This window comes from Kitasatospora sp. NPDC034023, assembly GCF_055575795.1.
The window spans coordinates 137,991-156,585 of record NZ_JBVIRY010000018.1 but is presented as its reverse complement, the minus strand read 5'-3'; the positions used below and the strand labels follow the sequence as shown (position 1 = coordinate 156,585).

Below are 18,595 nucleotides of genomic sequence, written 5' to 3'. Positions count from 1 at the left end.
TTGCAACCACGTCAGACCGCCCACCAGCCGGTGCTGTCCGGAGCGAGCACCGTCTCGCCGCCGTCCACCACGAGGTCGACCGAGGCGAGCAGCAGTGTGCCCGGGGCCGCGATCCGCACCGGCTCGCCGGTGGTGTTCACGGTGCAGATGAAGGAGCCGCGGCGGAAGGCGAGGGTGCCCTCGGGGCCGTCCAGCCACTCGACCTCGGTGCCGGCGCCGAGGTCGGCCTGCGCCCGGCGGACGGCCAGCGCGCCGCGGTAGAGCTCCAGGGTGGAGGACGGGTCGCCGGTCTGCGCCTCGACGCTCAGCTCGGCCCAGGCGGCCGGCTGGGGCAGCCAGGACGGCCCGCCGGCCACCGGTCCGAAGCCGTACGGGGCCTCGGTGCCGGACCAGGGGATCGGGACGCGGCAGCCGTCGCGGTAGCCGTCCTGTCCGGCCTGGCGGAAGAACGACGGGTCCTGGCGCACCTCGTCGGGCAGGTCGGTGACGTCCGGCAGGCCGAGTTCCTCGCCCTGGTAGACGTACGCGGAGCCGGGCAGCGCGAGCATCAGCAGGGTGGCGGCGCGGGCGCGGCGCAGGCCGAGTTCGCGGTCGCCGGCGGTGCGGATCTGGGTGCCGAGGCCGGGCTCGTTGGCGAAGCGGGTGGCGTGCCGGGTGACGTCGTGGTTGGACAGCACCCAGGTGGTGGGGGCGTCGACCGGGCGCATCGAGTCGAGCGAGACGTCGATCACCTCGCGCAGCGCGGCGGCGTCCCAATCGGTGCCCAGGTACTGGAAGTTGAAGGCCTGGTGCAGCTCGTCGGGGCGGACGTAGTTGGCGGTGCGCTGGACGGTGGGGGTCCAGGCCTCGGCGACGCCGATCCGCTCGCCAGGGTACTCGTCGAGGATCTTGCGCCAGCTGCGGTAGATCTCGTGCACACCGTCCTGGTCGAAGAACGGCATGACGTCGTTGCCGAGCAGCTTGAGCTGGTCGGCGCCGCCGAGGTCGGGCAGGCCGGGGGCCTTGACCAGGCCGTGGGCGACGTCGATGCGGAAGCCGTCCACGCCCATGTCGAGCCAGAATCGCAGGATCGAGCGGAACTCGTCGGCGACGGCCCGGTTCTCCCAGTTGAAGTCGGGCTGCTCGGGGGCGAACAGGTGCAGGTACCAGTCGCCGGGGGTGCCGTCCGGGTTCTCGGTGCGGGTCCAGGCCGGGCCGCCGAAGATGGACTCCCAGTCGTTGGGCGGCAGTTCGCCCTTCTCGCCCTTGCCGGGGCGGAAGTGGTAGCGGTCGCGCAGCGGCGAGCCGGGGCCCTCGCGCAGGGCGCGCTGGAACCACTCGTGCTGGTCCGAGGAGTGGTTGGGGACCAGGTCGGTGATGATCCGCAGCCCCAGCTCGTGGGCGTCCCGGATGAGGGCGTCGGCGTCCAGCAGGGTGCCGAACATGGGGTCCACCGCGCGGTAGTCGGCGACGTCGTAGCCGGCGTCCGCCTGCGGCGAGGCGTAGAACGGGGAGAGCCAGACGGCGTCCACGCCGAGATCCCGCAGGTAGGGCAGGCGGCTGCGGATGCCGGGCAGGTCGCCCATGCCGTCGCCGTTGGAGTCGGCGAAGCTGCGCGGGTACACCTGGTAGATGACCGCGTCCCGCCACCAGTCTCTGGACGCGACGCCGGTCACAGGAGCCGGGGTGGCCGCCTCGTGAGCGGTCTCGGCGGCAGGCCGGGAGGTGTCGGCCAGGTTCTGGGTCATGGACGGTATCCCTTGGGGATCGGAGGAGCGGGGAGCCTTGCGCGCGAGGTTTTCCGCGTCAGGCGTCACGACTTGGAGGCACCGGCGGTCAGTCCGGTGACCAGGTGGCGCTGCACCAGGTAGAAGAAGGCCGCGGACGGGATCGCGATCAGCACCGCGGTCGCGGCCATCAGGTTCCACTGGGCGTCGTGCTCGCTGACGAAGGTCTGCAGGCCGACGGCCAGCGTGTACTTGTCGGAGCTGAGCATGAACGTCGAGGCGAACGGCACCTCGGCCCAGTAGGTGAGGAAGGAGTAGAAGGCGGCGACCGCCAGGCCCGGACGGGCGAGCGGCAGCACCAGCCGCCAGAAGGTGCCGAACGGGCTGAGCCCGTCGACCCGGCCGGCCTCGTCGATCTCCACCGGGATGGTGTCGAAGTAGCCCTTCAGCAGCCAGGCGCAGTACGGCACGGTGGTGGTCGAGTACACCAGGATCAGACCGGAGTAGCTGTCCAGCAGGCCGAGTTCGGAGAGCATCGTGTACATCGGCACGATCAGCACCGCGATCGGGAACATCTGGGTGACCAGCAGCGACCACATCAGCGGCTTGTGCCCGGGGAACTTCATCCGGGAGACGGCGTAGCCGGTGGTGGCGGCGAGCAGGACGCCGAACACGGTGGTGACGCCGGAGACCAGCAGGGCGTTGCCGAACCAGGTGAAGAAGTCGGTGTCGGACAGCACGTGCTGGTAGTTCGACAGCGTGAGCTTGTCGAGGATCTGGCCGGGGTGGAGGTAGTCGGTCTTGTCCGGGCCGAGCGAGACGAAGAGGATCCACGCGACCGGGAACAGCGCGATCAGGCTGGCCACGATCAGGGTGCCGTGGGACAGCGCCCGGGCCAGCGGGCTGCTCTCGCCGCGGCGGCGGACCTTGGCCGGCCGGGCAGTCGGGGCCGCAGTCGCCGCGGGGGCCGGGCGTTCGGTGGTGGTGCTCATCGGGGTTACCTGCCTTCGTGGGTCAACTGGGTCCGGGGCCTCAGCCGTTGGCCTGCTCGTTGCGGGCGAGCCAGCGCCGGTAGAAGGCGGTGAAGACGATCAGGATGGACAGCAGGATCACGCCGTACGCGGCGGACCCCGCGTAGTCCCGGGGGATCTGGCCGAAGCCGAGGCGGTAGGCCCAGGTGACCAGCAGCTGGGCGTCGGGCGCACCGGTGCCGAACAGCAGGAAGATGACGTTGAACTGGTTGAACGTCCAGATCACGCCGAGCAGGACGACGGTGGAGGACACGGTGCGCAGCCCGGGCATGGTGACGTACCGGAAGCGCTGCCAGGGCGTGGCGCCGTCCATCTCGGCGGCCTCGTACAGCTCGGCCGGGATCGACTGCAGGCCGCCGAGCAGCGAGATCATCATGAACGGCACACCGGCCCAGGTGTTCACCAGGATCGCGGCCGCCTTCTGCGCCCACGGGTCGGTGAGCCAGCCGGGCTCGGGCAGGTGCAGGGCGGACAGGATGCCGTTGACGACGCCGCCGTCGGCGAGCATCAGGCGCCAGGAGAAGACGGTGACGAAGGTCGGCACGGCCCAGGGCAGGATGAGCAGCAGCCGGTAGGCGGCGCGCCCGCGCAGCTTCTTGTTGAGCAGCAGGGCGAGGCCCAGGCCGAGGGTGTAGTGCAGGAAGACGCAGATCGCCGTCCAGGCGATGGTCCAGACGAAGTGCGACCAGAAGCGGTCGTACGAGCCGGGGCCCCACAGGATGTCGGCGTAGTTGTGGAAGCCGACGAAGTTGTAGCTGGCCGGGATCTCGTTGACGCCGATCGTGCGGGCGACGTTGAGGCTGTTGGCGTCGGTGAGGGTGAGCCAGACGCCCTCGACGAGCGGGTAGAGCACCAGCGCGCCGAGCACCAGTACGACCGGGGCGATCATCGCGTAGGCGTACCAGTGCTTGGCGTAGGAGCGCTTGACGCGTTCCAGCAGGCCCGGACGCTGCTCGCGTTCCCGGTTGCCCTTGCCGGTGGCGCCCTGCACGGCGACTGACATCGTTTGCACCTTCTCGGGGGGATTCTCGGGGGAGCCGACGGGCCCGGCCTGCCGGGGCGACGAATGACGGCGAACAGCAGACAACTGACAGATGATGAAATCTGTTCGCTGTTATCCGTTCGCCGTCATTCGTTCACTGTCATTCGTTCACTGTCATCCGTCGGCCGGCAGGCCGGGCGCGGGGACTACTTGGCGAAGCCCGGCAGGAGCTTGGCGTAGTCGGTGGCGACGGTGTTCAGCGCGTCCTGGGTACCGGTGCCCTGGACGGCCTTGCCCAGGTTGGTGCCGAGCGAGGCGAACAGCGAGCTGTACTCGGGCAGTTCGGGGCGCGGCTTGGCGCTGTTCAGGATGCCCTGGAAGCCGGCGATGCCCGGGTCGGCCTTGACGTCGACGGTGAAGGCGTCGGAGCGGGTCGGCAGGGTGGAGTTCTTCTGCGCGATGAACGCCTGGCTCTCGGCCGAGGTCATGAAGGCGGCGAACTTCTCGGCGGCGGTCTTGTGGGCCTTGTCGGCACCGGCGTAGACGGAGATGTTGTGGCCGCCGGTGGGGGCGCCGGCCTTGCCCGCGGAGCCGCCGGGGACGGCGGCGATGCCGAGGTTGGCCTTGTCGGCGAAGGCCGAGCCCTTGTAGATGTTGGTGATCTCCCAGGGACCCTGGATGATCGCCGCGACCTTGCCGCTGTTGAAGGCGTCCATCATGTGCGCGTAGGCGTCGGTGGTGATGTCGGCCTTGGCGGTGCCGGGCGAGGTGAACATCGTCTTGTAGGTCTCGACGGCCTTGGCGGCCTCCGGCGAGGTGACGGTGATCTTCTTGCCGGCGGCGTCGACGGTGTCGGTGCCCTCGCCGAACAGGAACGGCATCGCGTAGTAGCCGTCGGCGGCCTTCAGCCAGAAGCCGTCCACGCCGGCCTTGTCCTTGACGGCGGCGGCGTCGGCCTTCAGCTCGTCCCAGGTCTTGGGCGCCTCGGTGATACCGGCCTTGGTGAACAGCTCCTTGTTGTAGAGCAGGCCGAGGGTGTCGGTCACCAGCGGAACGCCGTACAGCTTGCCCTCGTACTTGGCCTGCTGGATCAGGCTGGACTGGAAGGCGGAGGTGTCGGCGGCGGCCGGGGAGCCGTCCAGCGGCTCGAGGTAGCCAGCCTTGGCGAAGGCGGCGGTCCAGCCGACCTCGGAGCGGAACACGTCCGGAGCGCCCTTGGCCCCCATGGCGGTCTGGAGCTTGTTCTGCGCCTGGTCGAACGGGACGTTGACGAAGTCGACCTTGATGTTCGGGTTGGCGGCCTCGAACTTCTTGACGAGCTCCTGGTAGTTCGGCGCCTCGTTGGTGGCGTTCGACGTGTCCCAGTACGTGAGGGTGACCGGCCCGTCGGCCTTGCCGTTCGAGCTGGAGCCGCTGCTGCCACAGGCAGCCATCGAGACCGCGAGGGCCACAACGAGGGCAGAGGCCGCGATGCCACGCCGCATGAGAACTCCTTGGGAGGGTGGGGGTGCCCGAGATGTTCGGAGACAGGCGCATAATGGCTGCCTCGTGCCGACCGCACCTTTGCTGCCGTCGGGCTCGGGAAGGAAGTTAACAGCGGTGAAAGATCCACGGAAAGTCCTTGCAGAAAGTTTCTGCAAGAAACCGCGATCGTTACACCCGCGTGTCCTGGACGTTGCCGCACGGTAGTTGATGACCGCACCGATTGACCCTGTTCGTCCGATTCACCCCACCCCCGGATGACCGACGGAACCACCGTGCGTGGCTGAAAGCCGTTTGCAGCAGACTGGACGCATGCGTATCCGAGCCGTCACCAGCGACGAACTTCCGCTGCTCGCCGAGCTGGAACGGGCCGCCGGTGCTCCCTTCGCCGCGATCGGCATGCCGGAGATCGCCGAGGACGAACCCCCGACCCCGCAGGAGCTGGCGTCCTACCTGGAACGGGGCGTCGCCCTGGCCGCCGAGGCCCCCGACGGCTCGATCGCCGCCTACCTGCTGGCCGAGCCGGTGGACGGCGCGCTGCACATCGAGCAGGTCTCCGTCCACCCCGACCACGCCCGCCGCGGCATCGGCCGGGCACTGATCGAGCACCTCGCCGCGACCACCGACGCCCCGGCACTCACCCTGACCACCTTCGCCGAGGTGCCCTGGAACGCCCCCTACTACGCGCGCTGCGGCTTCCGCCCGCTGAGCGACGCCGAGGTCACCCCGGGCCTGCGCGGGATCCGCCGCAAGGAGGCCGAGCACGGCCTGGACCGCTGGCCCCGGCTCTGCATGCGCCGGGACCTGCGACCGCGACCCGCCCAGCCGTGACCCGCCCAGCCGCGATCCGCCCAGCCGCGATCCGCGCAGCCATGAGCCGCCAGGCCGTGACCCGCTAGGCCGTGACCCCCTGGTTCGTCCCCAGCCGCAGCACCGTCGTCGAGCGGAACTCCTCCCCCGGCCGCAGCACCGTGCTCGGGAACGCCGGGTGGTGCGGGGAGTCCGGGAAGTGCTGGGTCTCCAGCGCGATCCCGGCGAACGGCCCGTACGGGACGCCGCTCGCGCCGGTGACCGCGCCCTGGAACTTGTTCGCCGTGTAGACCTGGATGCCCGGCTCGGTGGTCAGCACCTCCAGGGTGCGGCCGCTGACCGGGTCCTCCAGCAGCGCCGCCCGCGCCGGACTGCCGTCGGCGGGCCGGGGGCGCAGCACCCAGTTGTGGTCGTAGCCGCCGGGCCCGACCAGCTGCGGGTGCCGGTCGTGCACCGACTTGCCGATCGGGCTGGCCACCGTGAAGTCGAACGGCGTGCCGGCCACCGGCTCGGTCCGCCCGTACGGGATCTGCCGCTCGTCGGCCGGGGTGTACTCGTCGGCGTCCAGGGTGAGCAGGTGGCCGAGGACGTCGCCGACGCCTTCACCCGCAAGGTTGATGTACGCGTGGTTCGTCAGGTTGACGACGGTCGGTTTGTTGGTGACCGCGCGGTAGGCGATCACCAGCTCGCCGGAGGCGTCCAGCGTGTAGTCGACGGTGACGTCCAGCGCGCCCGGGAAGCCCTGGTCCCCGTCCGGGCTGTGCAGCCGCAGCCGCACCCCGCCCTCGACCGGCTCGGCCGCCCAGATCCGGTGCGCGAAGCCGTCCGGCCCGCCGTGGATGGTCATGCCGCCGCCGGTCCGGGCGAGCCGGTGCTCCTCGCCGTCGATGGTGACCGACGAGCGGTCGATCCGGTTGGCGTACCGGCCCACCACCGTGCCGTAGTGCCGGGCCGGGCCCAGGATCTGCGCCAACTCGTCCGTGGCGAGCAGCAGTTGGGCGGGACGACCGGAACGGTCCGGCGCGCTCAGGGTGTGCAGGGTGGCACCGAGGGTGAGCACGCTCGCCTCGTACGGGCCGGCCGTGAGCGTCCAGCGCCCGATCGCGGCACCCGCGCCCGAGGGGTCGAGGGGTTCGTGCCGAACGCTGGTGGCCTCGCTCGCCATGGCCTGCTCCTCACTGTCGGCCCGCCTGGGGCGCCCGCCGCTTCCTGGTCCGTCGAGGGGTCACCGCGGCAGCCCCGTGCCCGTCAGCCTAGCGACGGAGGCACCGGCGAGGGCGCTCCCTCGCCAACGCGCGCCGCCCGTACGCGACGGCCGCCCTGACCGATCGCCGCCACCGCCACCACCACCGCAACCGCCACGCGCCAGACGACCGGCCACCTCACGTGTGAGACGACCGGCCGCCCCGGGCGAGACCGCCGACTCCGACTCCTACTCCTCGCCCTCCGGCCGGGTCGCCTCCCGCTGCTGCGGCGGCAGCCCGAGCGCCGAGGCCAGCCCCTCCGGCCCGCTGCCCGCCTTGCGGTAGACCGCCGCCAGCCGCCGGTTGACCAGGCTGATGTGCAGTCCGAGCTCGTCGGCGATCCGCTGCGGCGGCAGGCCCTGCACCGCCCGCTGGGCGATCTCCAGCTCCGGGCCGCTGAGCGTGTCCAGCGTGTCCCGGAAGTCTCGCAGTCCCAACCGGTTGGGCCGCAGGCCGTAGTTGGCCAGCTCCCGCCGGGCCTGGTCGACCAGGCCCTCCGCGGAGCAGTGCTGGGCCAGCTCGATGCCCTGGTACAGGTACTCCTGGGCGTCCTCCAGTCGCCCGACCCGGCGCAGCGCGGCGCCGAGGTCGACCAGCGCGACGGCGTGCTCGTAGCCGGCCGGGGACTGCCCGAGGTGCAGCACGGCCTGCTCCAGCAGCTCGACCGCCTGCTGGCCGTCCTCGACCTGGGCCTGCAGTCGCAGGGCGGTGCCGATCGCGGAGGCGGTGCCGAAGGCGCGCGCGTCCCGGACGGCCTTCTGGGAGTACTCGCGGGCGCGCTCGGGCTCGTCGTCCGCGAGCGCGATGGCGAGGTGGCCCGCCCAGGGCGCCCAGACGGTGTTGTGCCAGCCGCGGACCTCCAGCCAGGCGCCGGCCTCGGTGAGCGCGGCGGCGGCGCCCGCGTGCCGGTTCTTGGCGATCAGCAGCTTGCCGTACAGCGAGGCCGCGTCCGGCAGCACCATGGCGGTCGCGTGGTAGGGCGGGTGGAAGCCGAAGTCGTTGGCCAGCTCCCAGGCCTCGTCGACGCGGCCGCGGGCGATCAGGGTGTCCACCAGCACGCCGACCGCGTCCCAGGCCAGCGGCAACTTCTCCCCGATCCGCTCGGAGATGCGGTACGCCCGGCGCAGGAAGTCCTCGGCCTCGGCGAGCAGGCCGCGGCGGAACCGGGCCAGCCCCATCAGGAAGTACGCGAAGCCCCGGTGGGCGCCGCTCCAACCGGCCACCTCGAACTGGATGATGGCGTCGGCGGCCAGCCGCTCGGCCTGGGCGACGCGGTCGTTGTAGATGTACGTGAGGCCGAGCATCGAGGGCAGCTCGAAGCCCCAGGTGGTGTCGGTCCAGCCGAGTCCCTTGGGCAGCCGGCCACCGTCGAGGACCTCGTCGGCGAGGGCGAGCGCCTCGTTGGAGGGCGCGCCGCGCAGGGTGAGGTCCCAGGCCCGCATGGCGAGCACGGCCCGGTCGGCGGCCTCCCGGCCGGTGAGGCCGCTGCACATCTCGCCGAGCCGGGCGGAGCGGCCGGGGCCGTCCTCCTCGGACTTGCGGAAGGCGTGCCACATGAAGGAGGCGGCCTGCAGCCGCTGGCGCCCCGCCGGGTCGTGGGTCTTCTGCGCCTCGTCCTGGCAGACCAGCGCGGCCTGGCGCAGCTCGCCGCTGTGCGCGAGCACCTCGGAGAGCCGGAAGGTGGCGTCCACCCGCAGTTCGGGGCGCAGCGGCACCTCGTCGGGGTCGAGGGCGAGCTTGAGCTGGTTGACGGTGGCGACGGGGTCGGTGAGCAGGGCGGAGCAGCCGAGTTCGTACAGCACCTCGGCCTTGATCTCGTCGGCGGGCGGCTCGTTGAGTGCGCGGTTCAGGCAGCGCTGGGCGGCCTCGGGGGCGCCGATCAGCTGGTGTTCGACGGCGGCGCGGCGCAGCTTCTTGACGATCCGGTCGTCGCCCTCGCCGGAGTGGGTCTCGACGAGGTGGCGGGAGGCGGCGAGCAGGCCGAGTCCGGCGTTCTCGATCTCGACGGCGGCGATGCCGTGCATGCCGAGGCGGGTGGCGTCCGGCATGGTGTTGTAGATCGAGCTGGCGATCAGCGGGTGGACGAACTCGAGGTTCCCGTTGGGGGCCTGGGTGAGCACGCGCTGTTTGCGCAGTTGCTTGATGGAGTCGCGGGCGCCCTCGGTGCTCTGGGTGGAGATCCGGGTGGCGAGGTCGATCCGGATGTCGGTGCCCAGCATGGCGCAGGCCCAGGCGAAGCGCAGGGTGGCGGCGCCGAGCTGGTCCAGCCAGCTCTTGAGGGTCATCCCGGTGGCGTCGACGGCGAGTTCGCGCAGTTGCCGCGAGTTCTCCTCGACCGGTTCGAGCTCCTGGTCGCGGACCTGGTCGAGCAGGCGACCGGCCTCGAAGGGGTTGCCGTTGACGACGTTCCAGAACTCGTAGCAGAAGGCGTCCTCGGCCTTGTCGCCGAGTTCGGCGCGGATCATGTCGGTGACGGAGCTGAGGTTGAGTCGGTTGAGCTCGTGCTTGCGGCCCTTGAGGCCGATGATGTCCCGGCGGAACTCCTCGGTCGCGGCGGGCCAGTCGCTCTCGTCCTCGCGGAAGGCGAAGACGAGCAGGACGGGCAGTTCGCCGGAGCGGACGGCGAACTTGGCGAGCCAGGAGAGGGATTCCGCGTCGGCCCAGTGCAGGTCGTCGACGATCATCACCATCGGTGCTCGGCGCGGTGCGAGCTGGGTGAGGACGTAGTCGAGGCCGTCGCGCACGCCCTGCGGGTCGAGGCGGCGGGCGCCGGCCTTGGGCTGCTTGAGGCCCATGGCCGGTCCGACGACCTCCTCCCAGGTGCCCATGACCTGGCGGAACACGTCCGGCGGGAGGTTGGTGAGCACCGGCTGGAGCAGCTGGCGCAGTACGTGGTAGGGCTCCTTGAACTGGCGTTCGCCGCCTCGGGCGAACAGGACGGTGGCGCCCTCGCGTAGCCTTGCGATCCGTCGGACCTCCTGCAGCAGGGTGGTCTTGCCGATGCCGGGCCGGCCGGAGAAGGCGAGCAGGTCGCCGATCTCGGTGCCGCCGGCGGCGAATTCGCGGCAGAGCCGGTCGACGGCGGTTTCCACCGAGCGCAGTTCGGCGTCGCGGTCGCGCAGCCGGACCCGGGACGCGGTGCCGTCGCCGTCCCGGCCGGAACCGGATCCCGTCCGAACGTCGTTCTCCTGCTCGGTCACCGTCGCGCCTCCGCCTCGCCCGATCGCGTCACAGCTCCATCACTGCGTGGAGCCGAGGGTAGCGCTGCGCGGGCCTCACCGTGTGGCGTTCGTGCAGGCTGGGGCGGACGGTGAGGGTTCGGACGGCTTGCCAAGGGCAATTGCCCTATATCCCTAACGTCCGATCATTACATCCGATACCCTACGGCCCTCGAGGCGCAGATGATCTTGCCGGACCCACCCGCACCACCTCCGCCTCGCCGCGTCAACTCCCCCCACGGTCAATGATCGAACCACAAGCGCCCCCACCCTCCGCTGCACCGGGAGTCCGATGTCTGACGACAACTCACTTCAGATCCCGTTCCCGCACCGCCGCAGTCCGCACGGCCCGCAGGCCACCGCGCTGCACCGCGACTGGCTGATCCGCCACCCCCTGCTGCCCGACGCCGACCACCCCGGCTACGCGCACTGGGAGGTAGTGGACCTCGCCGCGCTGGGCTACCCGGACGCCGGACCGGACGAACTCGCCCTGGCCGCCGACCTGATGGGCTTCTACTTCCTCTTCGACGACCAGTTCGACGGCCCGCTCGGTCGCCGCCCTTCGGAAGTCGCTCCGATCTGCGAACGCCTGATCGCCGTCCTGCACGGCGCCCGTCCCGACCAGGGCTCCGCGATCGAGACCGCCTTCGCCGACCTCTGGAACCGCAGCGCACACGGCATGCCCGCGCGCTGGCAGGCCCGCGCCGCGTACAACTGGGAGTACTACCTGGCCAGCCACCCGGCCGAGGCGGCCGGCCGGATCTCCGCCCGCCCCCCGGACCGGGACGGCTACCTGCAGCTCAGACGGGGCACCGCGGCGATGGAGACCATCTTCGACATGGTCGAACGCATCGGCCAGTTCGAGGTCCCCGCCGCCGTCCTGCACCACCCGGTGCTCCGTCAACTCCGCCAGCTGGCCGCCGACATACCGTCACTCAGCAACGACGTGCGCTCCTACCCGCTGGAGGCACCGCGCGGCGACGTCAACAACCTGGTGATGATCGTCCAGCGCGAGCGCCGCTGCTCGGCCGAGGAAGCCTGCGCGGCGGTCATCGCGGAGGCCCAGCTGATGGTCGAGCGCTGCGCCGACCTGCACGAGCGACTTCCCGACGTCTACCGCGAGTTGGGCCTGTCCCGGATCGAACGCGCGATCGCCCAGCGGTACGCGGACGGGCTGCTCACCTGGCTGGCGGGCTACCTCAGCTGGGAGGCCCGCACCGGCCGGTACCACGCGGTCTGACGTCCGCCCGCCGGGCCCCCGGCCGCCGCGCGCCGACCCGCAGCCGACCGGGGCAGCCGGCCGACGAAGCCGACGCGCCGACGCGCCGGACCGCGCCACAGTGACCGACGGTGGCGCGGTGACCGACCGTGCCGACCTGCCCGACCGTGCCGACCTGCCCGACCGAGCCCGCGAGAACGGCCGGAACGCGCACCCTCCGTACGGACCGGGCGCACGGACCGTAGCCGCGCCCCGCGCCCGGCGGCTATCGTGCTCGACGGCGGGCGCCCCGGGCGTCCGGCCCATGTGCGTGTCCTTACCCTCCCGCCGGGCCGCCCCGACCGGGCGGTCCGGCGCGCCGCCTCCGGCCGCACGGCCCGGGCGGCGCCCGACGTCGCGAGGAGACACCAGAGCATGACGGTCTACCAGCCCCCCGGCACGCCCGGCAGCATCGTCGCCTACCGCTCCCGGTACGAGCACTGGATCGGCGGCGGATGGACGCCCCCGGTGCGCGGCGCGTACTTCGGCGACCCGACCCCGGTCACCGGCGAGGTGTTCACCGAGGTCGCCCGCGGCACCGCCGAGGACATCGAGGCCGCCCTGGACTCGGCCCACGCCGCCGCCCCCGTCTGGGGCCGCACCCCGGCCGCCGAGCGGGCCCAGGTGCTGCTGCGGATCGCCGACCGGATGGAGGCCAACCTGGAGCAGCTGGCGGTCGCGGAGAGCTGGGAGAACGGCAAGCCGGTGCGCGAGACGCTGGCCGCCGACCTCCCCCTCGCCGTCGACCACCTGCGCTACTTCGCCGGCGCGCTGCGCGCCCAGGAGGGCAGCCTCTCCCAGCTGGACGAGGACACGGTGGCGTACCACTTCCACGAGCCGCTGGGCGTGGTCGGCCAGATCATCCCGTGGAACTTCCCGATCCTGATGGCGATCTGGAAGCTCGCCCCGGCGCTCGCGGCCGGCAACGCGGTGGTACTCAAGCCCGCCGAGCAGACCCCGGCCTCGGTGCTGCTGCTCGCCGAGCTGACCGCCGACCTGCTGCCGCCCGGCGTGCTCAACATCGTCACCGGCTTCGGCGAGGAGGCCGGCGCCCCGCTCTCCGCCAGCCCGCGGATCCGCAAGCTCGCCTTCACCGGCGAGACCTCCACCGGCCGGCTGATCGCCCGCGCGGCGGCCGACAACCTGATCCCGGTCTCCCTGGAGCTCGGCGGCAAGAGCCCCAACGTGTTCTTCGCGGACGTCGCCGCCGCCTCGGACGCCTTCTACGACAAGGCCGTCGAGGGCTTCGCGATGTTCGCCCTCAACCAGGGCGAGGTCTGCACCTGCCCCAGCCGCGCGCTGATCGACTCCTCGATCTACGAGCGGCTGCTCGCCGACGGCCTGCAGCGGGTGCGCGCGATGCGCCAGGGCGACCCGCTGGACACCGACACCCAGGTCGGCGCCCAGGCCAGCGCCGAACAGCTGAAGAAGATCCTCTCCTACTTCGAGATAGGCCAGGCCGAGGGCGCCAAGGTCCTCACCGGCGGCGAGCGGGCCGACCTCGGCGGCGCCCTGGCCGGCGGGTACTACGTCACGCCGACGGTCTTCGAGGGCGACAACTCGATGCGGGTCTTCCAGGAGGAGATCTTCGGCCCGGTCGTCTCGGTGACCCGTTTCGACGGCTTCGACCAGGCGGTCGCGCTCGCCAACGACACCCAGTACGGGCTCGGCGCGGGCGTGTGGACCCGCAGCCTCAACACCGCCCACCGGGCCGGACGCGCCATCCAGGCGGGCCGGGTCTGGACCAACTGCTACCACGCCTACCCCGCGCACGCGGCATTTGCATAAGGGGGTACATCTGACAGTGCTAAGACCTATGCTGCCGAGCTATGAGCAACGTGATCCCGCTGCCTCGATCCGAAGCCTTGAGTCAACCGCCCTTGAGGGCTGTTCTCTACGGCCGAGCCTCCAAAGATCGCCACAAACGAGGCAGGTCGATCAAGGATCAGTTCACCGTCGGTGAGATGGAGTCCGCCGACCGAGGATGGCAGGTCATCGATCGGTACGAGGACCGCGACCGCTCGGCGACTCGACGGGCGACGAAGGTCCGTGAGCGCTTCGAGGACATGATCGCGGACGCCGAGGCGGGCAAGTTCGACGTCATCGTGTATGCCGAGCGCTCTCGAATTTCCCGCAACCTGAGCGTCTCAGTTGCCCTGCGCGACCTCTGTCACCGCACTGGCGTTCTCCTGTGCTACGACGGTCGCGTCTACGACATGCGCATCCCTTCGGATTTCAAAGAGTTCACTCGCGACTCCGTCCAATCCGAGGAGGAAGGCGAATCGATCATCGGGCGGAACGAGCGAACCGCCCGACTCACCGCCCGCCGTGGTGGTGTTTGGGGCTGGGTGCCGTTTGGCTTCAAACGCGTGTATGACACTGACACCGGAGAGCTTATCGACCAGGTCGGCCACCCCGTCGAAGGCCCTGTTCTGGTAGAGCTGTTCGAGCTGGCCGATGCCCGGAAGAGTCTCAGATCGCTGGTCCCCCTGGTGCGCCCGTTCCGGCCGAGGATCACCGAGGTCGGCATCAGGGCGATCCTGCGCAACAAGGCCTACATCGGCATCCGCGCGCACCGCGGAGCCGAGCACAAGGCCGCCTGGAAGGGCCTGGTGGACGAGGCCGTCTTCTGGCGGGTCCAGGCCATGTTGGAAGACCCGAGCCGGCGGACGACGCATGAGACTGGTATTAAGCATCTACTCACTGGGGACGCCCTCTGCTCAGTCTGCCGTAGCGAGCGCGAGTTCACGCAGGCTCGACTCTCGCCGCGCGGAGCGCAGCCCCAGCATCGTCGCCGCCCCCAATACCGCTGCCGCGTTGACCATGTGTCGGTCATGGAACACAACCTGGATGCATATGTTGAGGAGGCCGCCCTGAGCTGGCTGAGCTCGCCTGCGGCCCAAACCGCCTTCCAGGCCGCGGCGTCGGACGGGGAGAGAGAGCGGGAGCGGGAGCGCGCCCGCATCATGTCCGAGCAACTGGCGGAGGCGCGCCAGCAGGCTACCGAGTTCGATCCTCAGACCGGCCTCCCGCGGCTCTCGGTGGCGTCACTCGCCACCCTTGAGCAGGCTCTCATTCCGGCAATTCAGGCTGCGGAAACCCGGGTGCGAGCATTGCTGTCTGCTGCTGACCCATTGATTGATCGGCTTCTGACTGCGACCCCGGATGAGATCGACGAGATCTGGAATCTGGAACTCGACTTGACGCAGAAGCGGCACGTCCTGCGACAGATCGTGCGCGTGGAGCTCAGGCCGGCGGCTGTCCGACGGAGCCGGTACCAGGACATGACGCAGCGCGTGGGTCTGATCTTTGCCGGAGAGCCGGGCTTCGCAGAGTGGCCGGGCTCTCCCGGCGCGCCGGCCGTCAGTTCGGACTATCAGTCCCACCCTGCGGATGAGGGCGCCGGGCAGCCAGCGAGATGATCTCGGCCTCAGCCCCCATGGGGGTTCCGGGCAGTCGGCCCCCGAGGGCTGCAAGAGCACCCTCGACGTAGCCGTCCGCTTTGGCTCGGACGCAGGCGCCTCGATGCTGGGCTTCCATAGCCGCCAGTCGGTCGGACAGTTCGGCTTCCAGGGCAGAGCGAAGTCGCTCTCGCTGGCCGGCCAGGGCCGCGAAGGCCGCGTCGTACCTGGCTTGGGTCGCAGCCAGTTCGTCTTCCCGCTTGGCGAGTTGGCTGAATCGACGATCTACGATGGCCACGCAGGCGACGCCGGAGAGTGTCGCTCCGGTCAGGACACCAGCAAGGGGCGGCTCCGTCCAGATGGACAGGAGCGATATTCCCGCGATGCCCACTGCCACGGCTATGACATTCCGACGCCGCGCCCTGATGGCCATTCATGCCCCCGCTCAGCTGTTGGCGGCGCGACCTCCGCTCCCGCTGCTGCCGGTCGATCGGCGTGCGAGAGCGCGGAGTCGTTCGAGTGAGTCACGAACGTACTCGCGGTCGGCCTCGTCGGTTACACCCCACTGGTCAGCTAGCGCATCAGCAGTGATGGGCTCTGATGCTACTGGCGCGCTTGGCATATGCGCGACCGACTCGGCGGGGATTGTTCCGCTTTCTACGAGCAGCTCCAGGTAGGGGCGTCCGAGCGCCTCGGCAAGTGGCCACAGGGCTGCGGGCTTAGGCAGTCGTCCGCCGCTGAGGATTCGGGCCAGCACGTCTGTTCCCATGTCGGCGGCTCGTGCCAGGCGCGACTGTTCGCCGTAAGCGTCGAGGTCATAGCCGGCGGCGGGTGCATGCCGGCGCACGTAGGCGGCAAGTGCCGCGGGTCCTGCGTCCATGAAGGGGGCCCCGTTCGACATGAGGCGGAGATTAGCGCCACAAGGGGTTGCTGTCAGCTGACAACAGTACCGGTCGGGCCATGAGTCCTCATGCACACATCCAGGACATCTCAACCTCAAGCGCCCCGACAGTCCTCCTTCTGGGAAATCAACCTCGGCAAAGTGCTGTCAATGCGCAGCAACTAGGGTTATGGTTGCTGTCAGAGCGCAGCGACCAGCAGGGCAACGCCGAGGAGGTGACCCGTGCCCAGCACCGATAGCGCCGCATTCGATTTCAACATCGATGCCTTCCGTAATACCGCCGACGCAGCCGGCGACACCAGTACCAGCCGGATCGCCGTTCGCACTGGTCTTAACCGGGGCCTTGTCGCCCGGCTTCGCAATGGCAGCCGGCAGCCCAACCTTCGTACGGCGGCGCGTATCGCCGCCGCATACAAGGTGAGCCTCGACGATCTTGTCGTGGGCCTCGACGATCTCGCTGTCAGTGGACAGGCCGCATGACCCGGGCCGAACGCCTAGCGATTCTCGGCGCCGCAACTGTGGCCGAAATTCACCGCCGAGTCGACGATGCACCCCCGCCGACACCCGAACTGATTGCCGAGCTACGGCCGGTCCTCGCACCCGCATTCCAGAGGGTGCGCGCTCGCCGCACTGCTCCGGAGCAGCAGATCCCGCCGCTAGCGGCCTGATCCCGGCCTGCTGTCCATCTACGGCCTAAGGCCGCCCCTCTGGCGCCAACCAGGGACGGCCCCGGCCCACCGATCAACTCATCACACCAAGGAGGCAGGCCGTGATCACACAGCCTACCCAATCCGTCGTCGACTTCCGGCGCCCGCAGCTGACGGACGCCCTCTCCCTCGCGGGATTCTTGCTCGCCGAGCACACCCCGACGCCGAACGGGATCAGCATCACCGCACCCTACTCGGTCGGGGGCAAGGCGACCGTGGAGATCTACCACCACCACGACCTTGACGCCCTGATCGCCTGGCAGCGGGCCTTCGGCGGGGAGATCAAGCACCAGCTCTACGACAACTACCAGATCTACTCCTGCCTCAGCGCCGAGGCCTTCGACGGGGTGTTCCGCGTCTGGACGCTCCGGGAGCTCAACAGCGAACAGCAGGTGACGGAGCGGCAGATGACCGCGCAGTGGTGCGCTGAGCACGACGTGCCGGCGGACTGGTGCGCGGAGACCCGGGACATGTACCGGCAGGTGCTGCTCGACTACCGCGTGGCGGTGGCGCTGTGACCGATTTCCCGGACCCGGTTGCCCGACGGGCGGCCCGCTTGCTGGCCGAGCGCTACGGCGCCCCACTCGCCCGCAGCGTCACGGCCCTGCTCGACCGTGAGGGCCTCCTGGCCCGGGCGGCGGACCGAATCAACGCCGCCTTCCCGGTGTGGGTGCGGCGCCGGCCGCTGGGCGTGGAGCTGGATGTGACGCCGCTGGTTTCGGGGCTGATCCTCTCGCTCGCCGCCGAGGCCGCAGAGGAGCCGGAGAACGTCGGCCAGGAGCTGGCGGATCTCTATGCGGCATCGGGGCCGGAGCGCGACGAGCGCGTGCAGAAGCTGGTGGACCGTCTGGGCGGCGCGAACATGCTGCTGGCGACCGTGGACGCCGAGGATCTCGCAGCGAGGCTGTTGGTTGCGTCGGGGAACCACGTCCCGCAGCAGCGCAAGGGGGCGGCGTGACGACCACCGTGCCGGCCGGGGTTCAGGCCCCGGCCGGCGGGCCCATCGTCACCAGGCCTGGCGTCTACGACATCACCGCCGAGGCCTACCACGCCGACCGCAGCTCGCTGTCTTCAACCGGCGCCCGGAAGATCCTCAACTCGACGCCGGCCAAGTTCAAGCACGAGCTCGACCACCCTGAGCCGCCGAAGAAGGCGTTCGACATCGGCACTGCCGCTCACCGTTTGGTGCTTGGCGACGGCCCCGACCTGGTGTTGGTCGACCACCTGGTCTGGAACACCAAGCAGGCCAAGGCGGAGGTTGCCGAGGCTCGCGAGGCCGGGGCTGTGCCGCTGAAACGCGACGAATGGGAGCAGGTACACGCGATGGCTGCGGCCCTGCGCCGTCACCCGCTGGCCGCCGCCCTGTTCGACCCGGACTTCGGGAAGCCCGAGCAGTCGCTCTTTTGGACCGACAAGGCCACCGGAGTCCCCTGCCGGGCCCGTCTGGACTGGCTCGACAACGCCCGCGGCGGCCGGCTGCTCCTCCCCGACCTGAAGACCGCGAACGACGCCTCGACGACGAAGTTTGAGAAGTCCGTCCTCGACTTCCGCTACGACCAGCAGGCCGACTTCTACATGGACGCCGTCCTGCAGCTCGAACTCGCAGACGACGTGAGCTTCGTGTTCGTGGTCCAGGAAAAGCAGCCTCCCTACCTGGTGAACGTCATTGAGCTCGCCACACCGTGGCTACTGATGGCCGCCGACCGCAACAAGCGGGCCCGCGAGATCTACGCCGAGTGCACCGCAACGGGCATCTGGCCCGGCTACGGACACGAGGTCTCAATGGCCTCCGCCCCGGAGTGGCTGCAAGCCCTGCACGAACGCGGGTACCGCTCGTGACCGCCCCCAAGACCCT

The 18,595-nt window shown here is 70.3% G+C and carries 13 protein-coding genes and 1 pseudogene; 8 read left to right on the top strand and 6 right to left on the bottom strand.

The genetic code is table 11. The features are described from left to right. Nucleotides 1-11 precede the first annotated feature (11 nt). The 4 genes from ACZ52R_RS24145 to ACZ52R_RS24130 all read right to left on the bottom strand — a co-directional run bounded on the left by ACZ52R_RS24145 (nt 12) and on the right by ACZ52R_RS24130 (nt 5,203). Nucleotides 12-1,727, bottom strand: coding sequence for a glycoside hydrolase family 13 protein (locus ACZ52R_RS24145; RefSeq protein WP_465619984.1), 1,716 nt, complete (start codon nt 1,725-1,727; stop codon nt 12-14). A 65-nt stretch (nt 1,728-1,792) separates the two neighbouring features. Beyond that, a complete protein-coding gene (locus tag ACZ52R_RS24140) occupies nt 1,793-2,698 on the bottom strand; it encodes a sugar ABC transporter permease (RefSeq protein WP_360489700.1) in 906 nt (301 codons plus the stop codon). A 40-nt stretch (nt 2,699-2,738) separates the two neighbouring features. Continuing rightward, entirely contained in the window at nt 2,739-3,740 is a 1,002-nt protein-coding gene (locus ACZ52R_RS24135; protein WP_360489702.1) for a carbohydrate ABC transporter permease, read from the bottom strand. 185 nt (nt 3,741-3,925) lie between these two features. Further along, a complete protein-coding gene (locus ACZ52R_RS24130) occupies nt 3,926-5,203 on the bottom strand; it encodes an extracellular solute-binding protein (protein ID WP_465665050.1) in 1,278 nt (425 codons plus the stop codon). Between the two features lie 310 nt (nt 5,204-5,513). On the opposite strand from ACZ52R_RS24130, the gene ACZ52R_RS24125 reads away from it, so the two are divergent. Beyond that, nucleotides 5,514-6,032, top strand: coding sequence for a GNAT family N-acetyltransferase (locus ACZ52R_RS24125; RefSeq protein WP_465665048.1), 519 nt, complete (start codon nt 5,514-5,516; stop codon nt 6,030-6,032). 64 nt (nt 6,033-6,096) lie between these two features. Here ACZ52R_RS24125 and ACZ52R_RS24120 read toward each other — a convergent pair whose 3' ends face one another. Together ACZ52R_RS24120 and ACZ52R_RS24115 are read right to left on the bottom strand one after the other, a co-directional pair. Beyond that, nucleotides 6,097-7,176 carry an aldose epimerase family protein gene (locus ACZ52R_RS24120; protein ID WP_465665046.1) on the bottom strand — a complete coding sequence of 360 codons (1,080 nt, stop codon included), beginning with the start codon at nt 7,174-7,176 and terminating at the stop codon, nt 6,097-6,099. A gap of 267 nt (nt 7,177-7,443) precedes the next feature. Continuing rightward, entirely contained in the window at nt 7,444-10,455 is a 3,012-nt protein-coding gene (locus ACZ52R_RS24115; protein WP_465665045.1) for an ATP-binding protein, read from the bottom strand. A gap of 310 nt (nt 10,456-10,765) precedes the next feature. Here ACZ52R_RS24115 and ACZ52R_RS24110 point away from each other — a divergent pair, with 310 nt between their 5' ends. The 7 genes and pseudogenes from ACZ52R_RS24110 (at nt 10,766) to ACZ52R_RS24080 (ending at nt 18,579) form a co-directional block, all read left to right on the top strand. After that, a complete protein-coding gene (locus ACZ52R_RS24110) occupies nt 10,766-11,713 on the top strand; it encodes a terpene synthase family protein (RefSeq protein WP_465619973.1) in 948 nt (315 codons plus the stop codon). 393 nt (nt 11,714-12,106) lie between these two features. Next, nucleotides 12,107-13,513: pseudogene (locus tag ACZ52R_RS24105) on the top strand (aldehyde dehydrogenase family protein); the annotation flags it as partial. Between the two features lie 47 nt (nt 13,514-13,560). Then, complete coding sequence (locus tag ACZ52R_RS24100) at nt 13,561-15,153, top strand: recombinase family protein (RefSeq protein WP_465665043.1); 1,593 nt, start codon at nt 13,561-13,563, stop codon at nt 15,151-15,153. 1,102 nt (nt 15,154-16,255) lie between these two features. Next, entirely contained in the window at nt 16,256-16,513 is a 258-nt protein-coding gene (locus ACZ52R_RS24095; protein ID WP_465665041.1) for a helix-turn-helix domain-containing protein, read from the top strand. A gap of 289 nt (nt 16,514-16,802) precedes the next feature. Next, a complete protein-coding gene (locus ACZ52R_RS24090; protein ID WP_465665039.1) occupies nt 16,803-17,258 on the top strand; it encodes a hypothetical protein in 456 nt (151 codons plus the stop codon). Continuing rightward, nucleotides 17,255-17,698: a hypothetical protein gene (locus ACZ52R_RS24085; protein WP_465665037.1), complete on the top strand. Its 444-nt coding sequence runs from the start codon at nt 17,255-17,257 to the stop codon at nt 17,696-17,698. The genes ACZ52R_RS24090 and ACZ52R_RS24085 overlap by 4 nt, the downstream gene beginning before the upstream one ends. After that, nucleotides 17,695-18,579: a PD-(D/E)XK nuclease-like domain-containing protein gene (locus ACZ52R_RS24080; RefSeq protein WP_465665035.1), complete on the top strand. Its 885-nt coding sequence runs from the start codon at nt 17,695-17,697 to the stop codon at nt 18,577-18,579. Before ACZ52R_RS24085 ends, ACZ52R_RS24080 begins: the two co-directional genes overlap by 4 nt. The last annotated feature ends 16 nt before the right edge of the window (nt 18,580-18,595 follow it).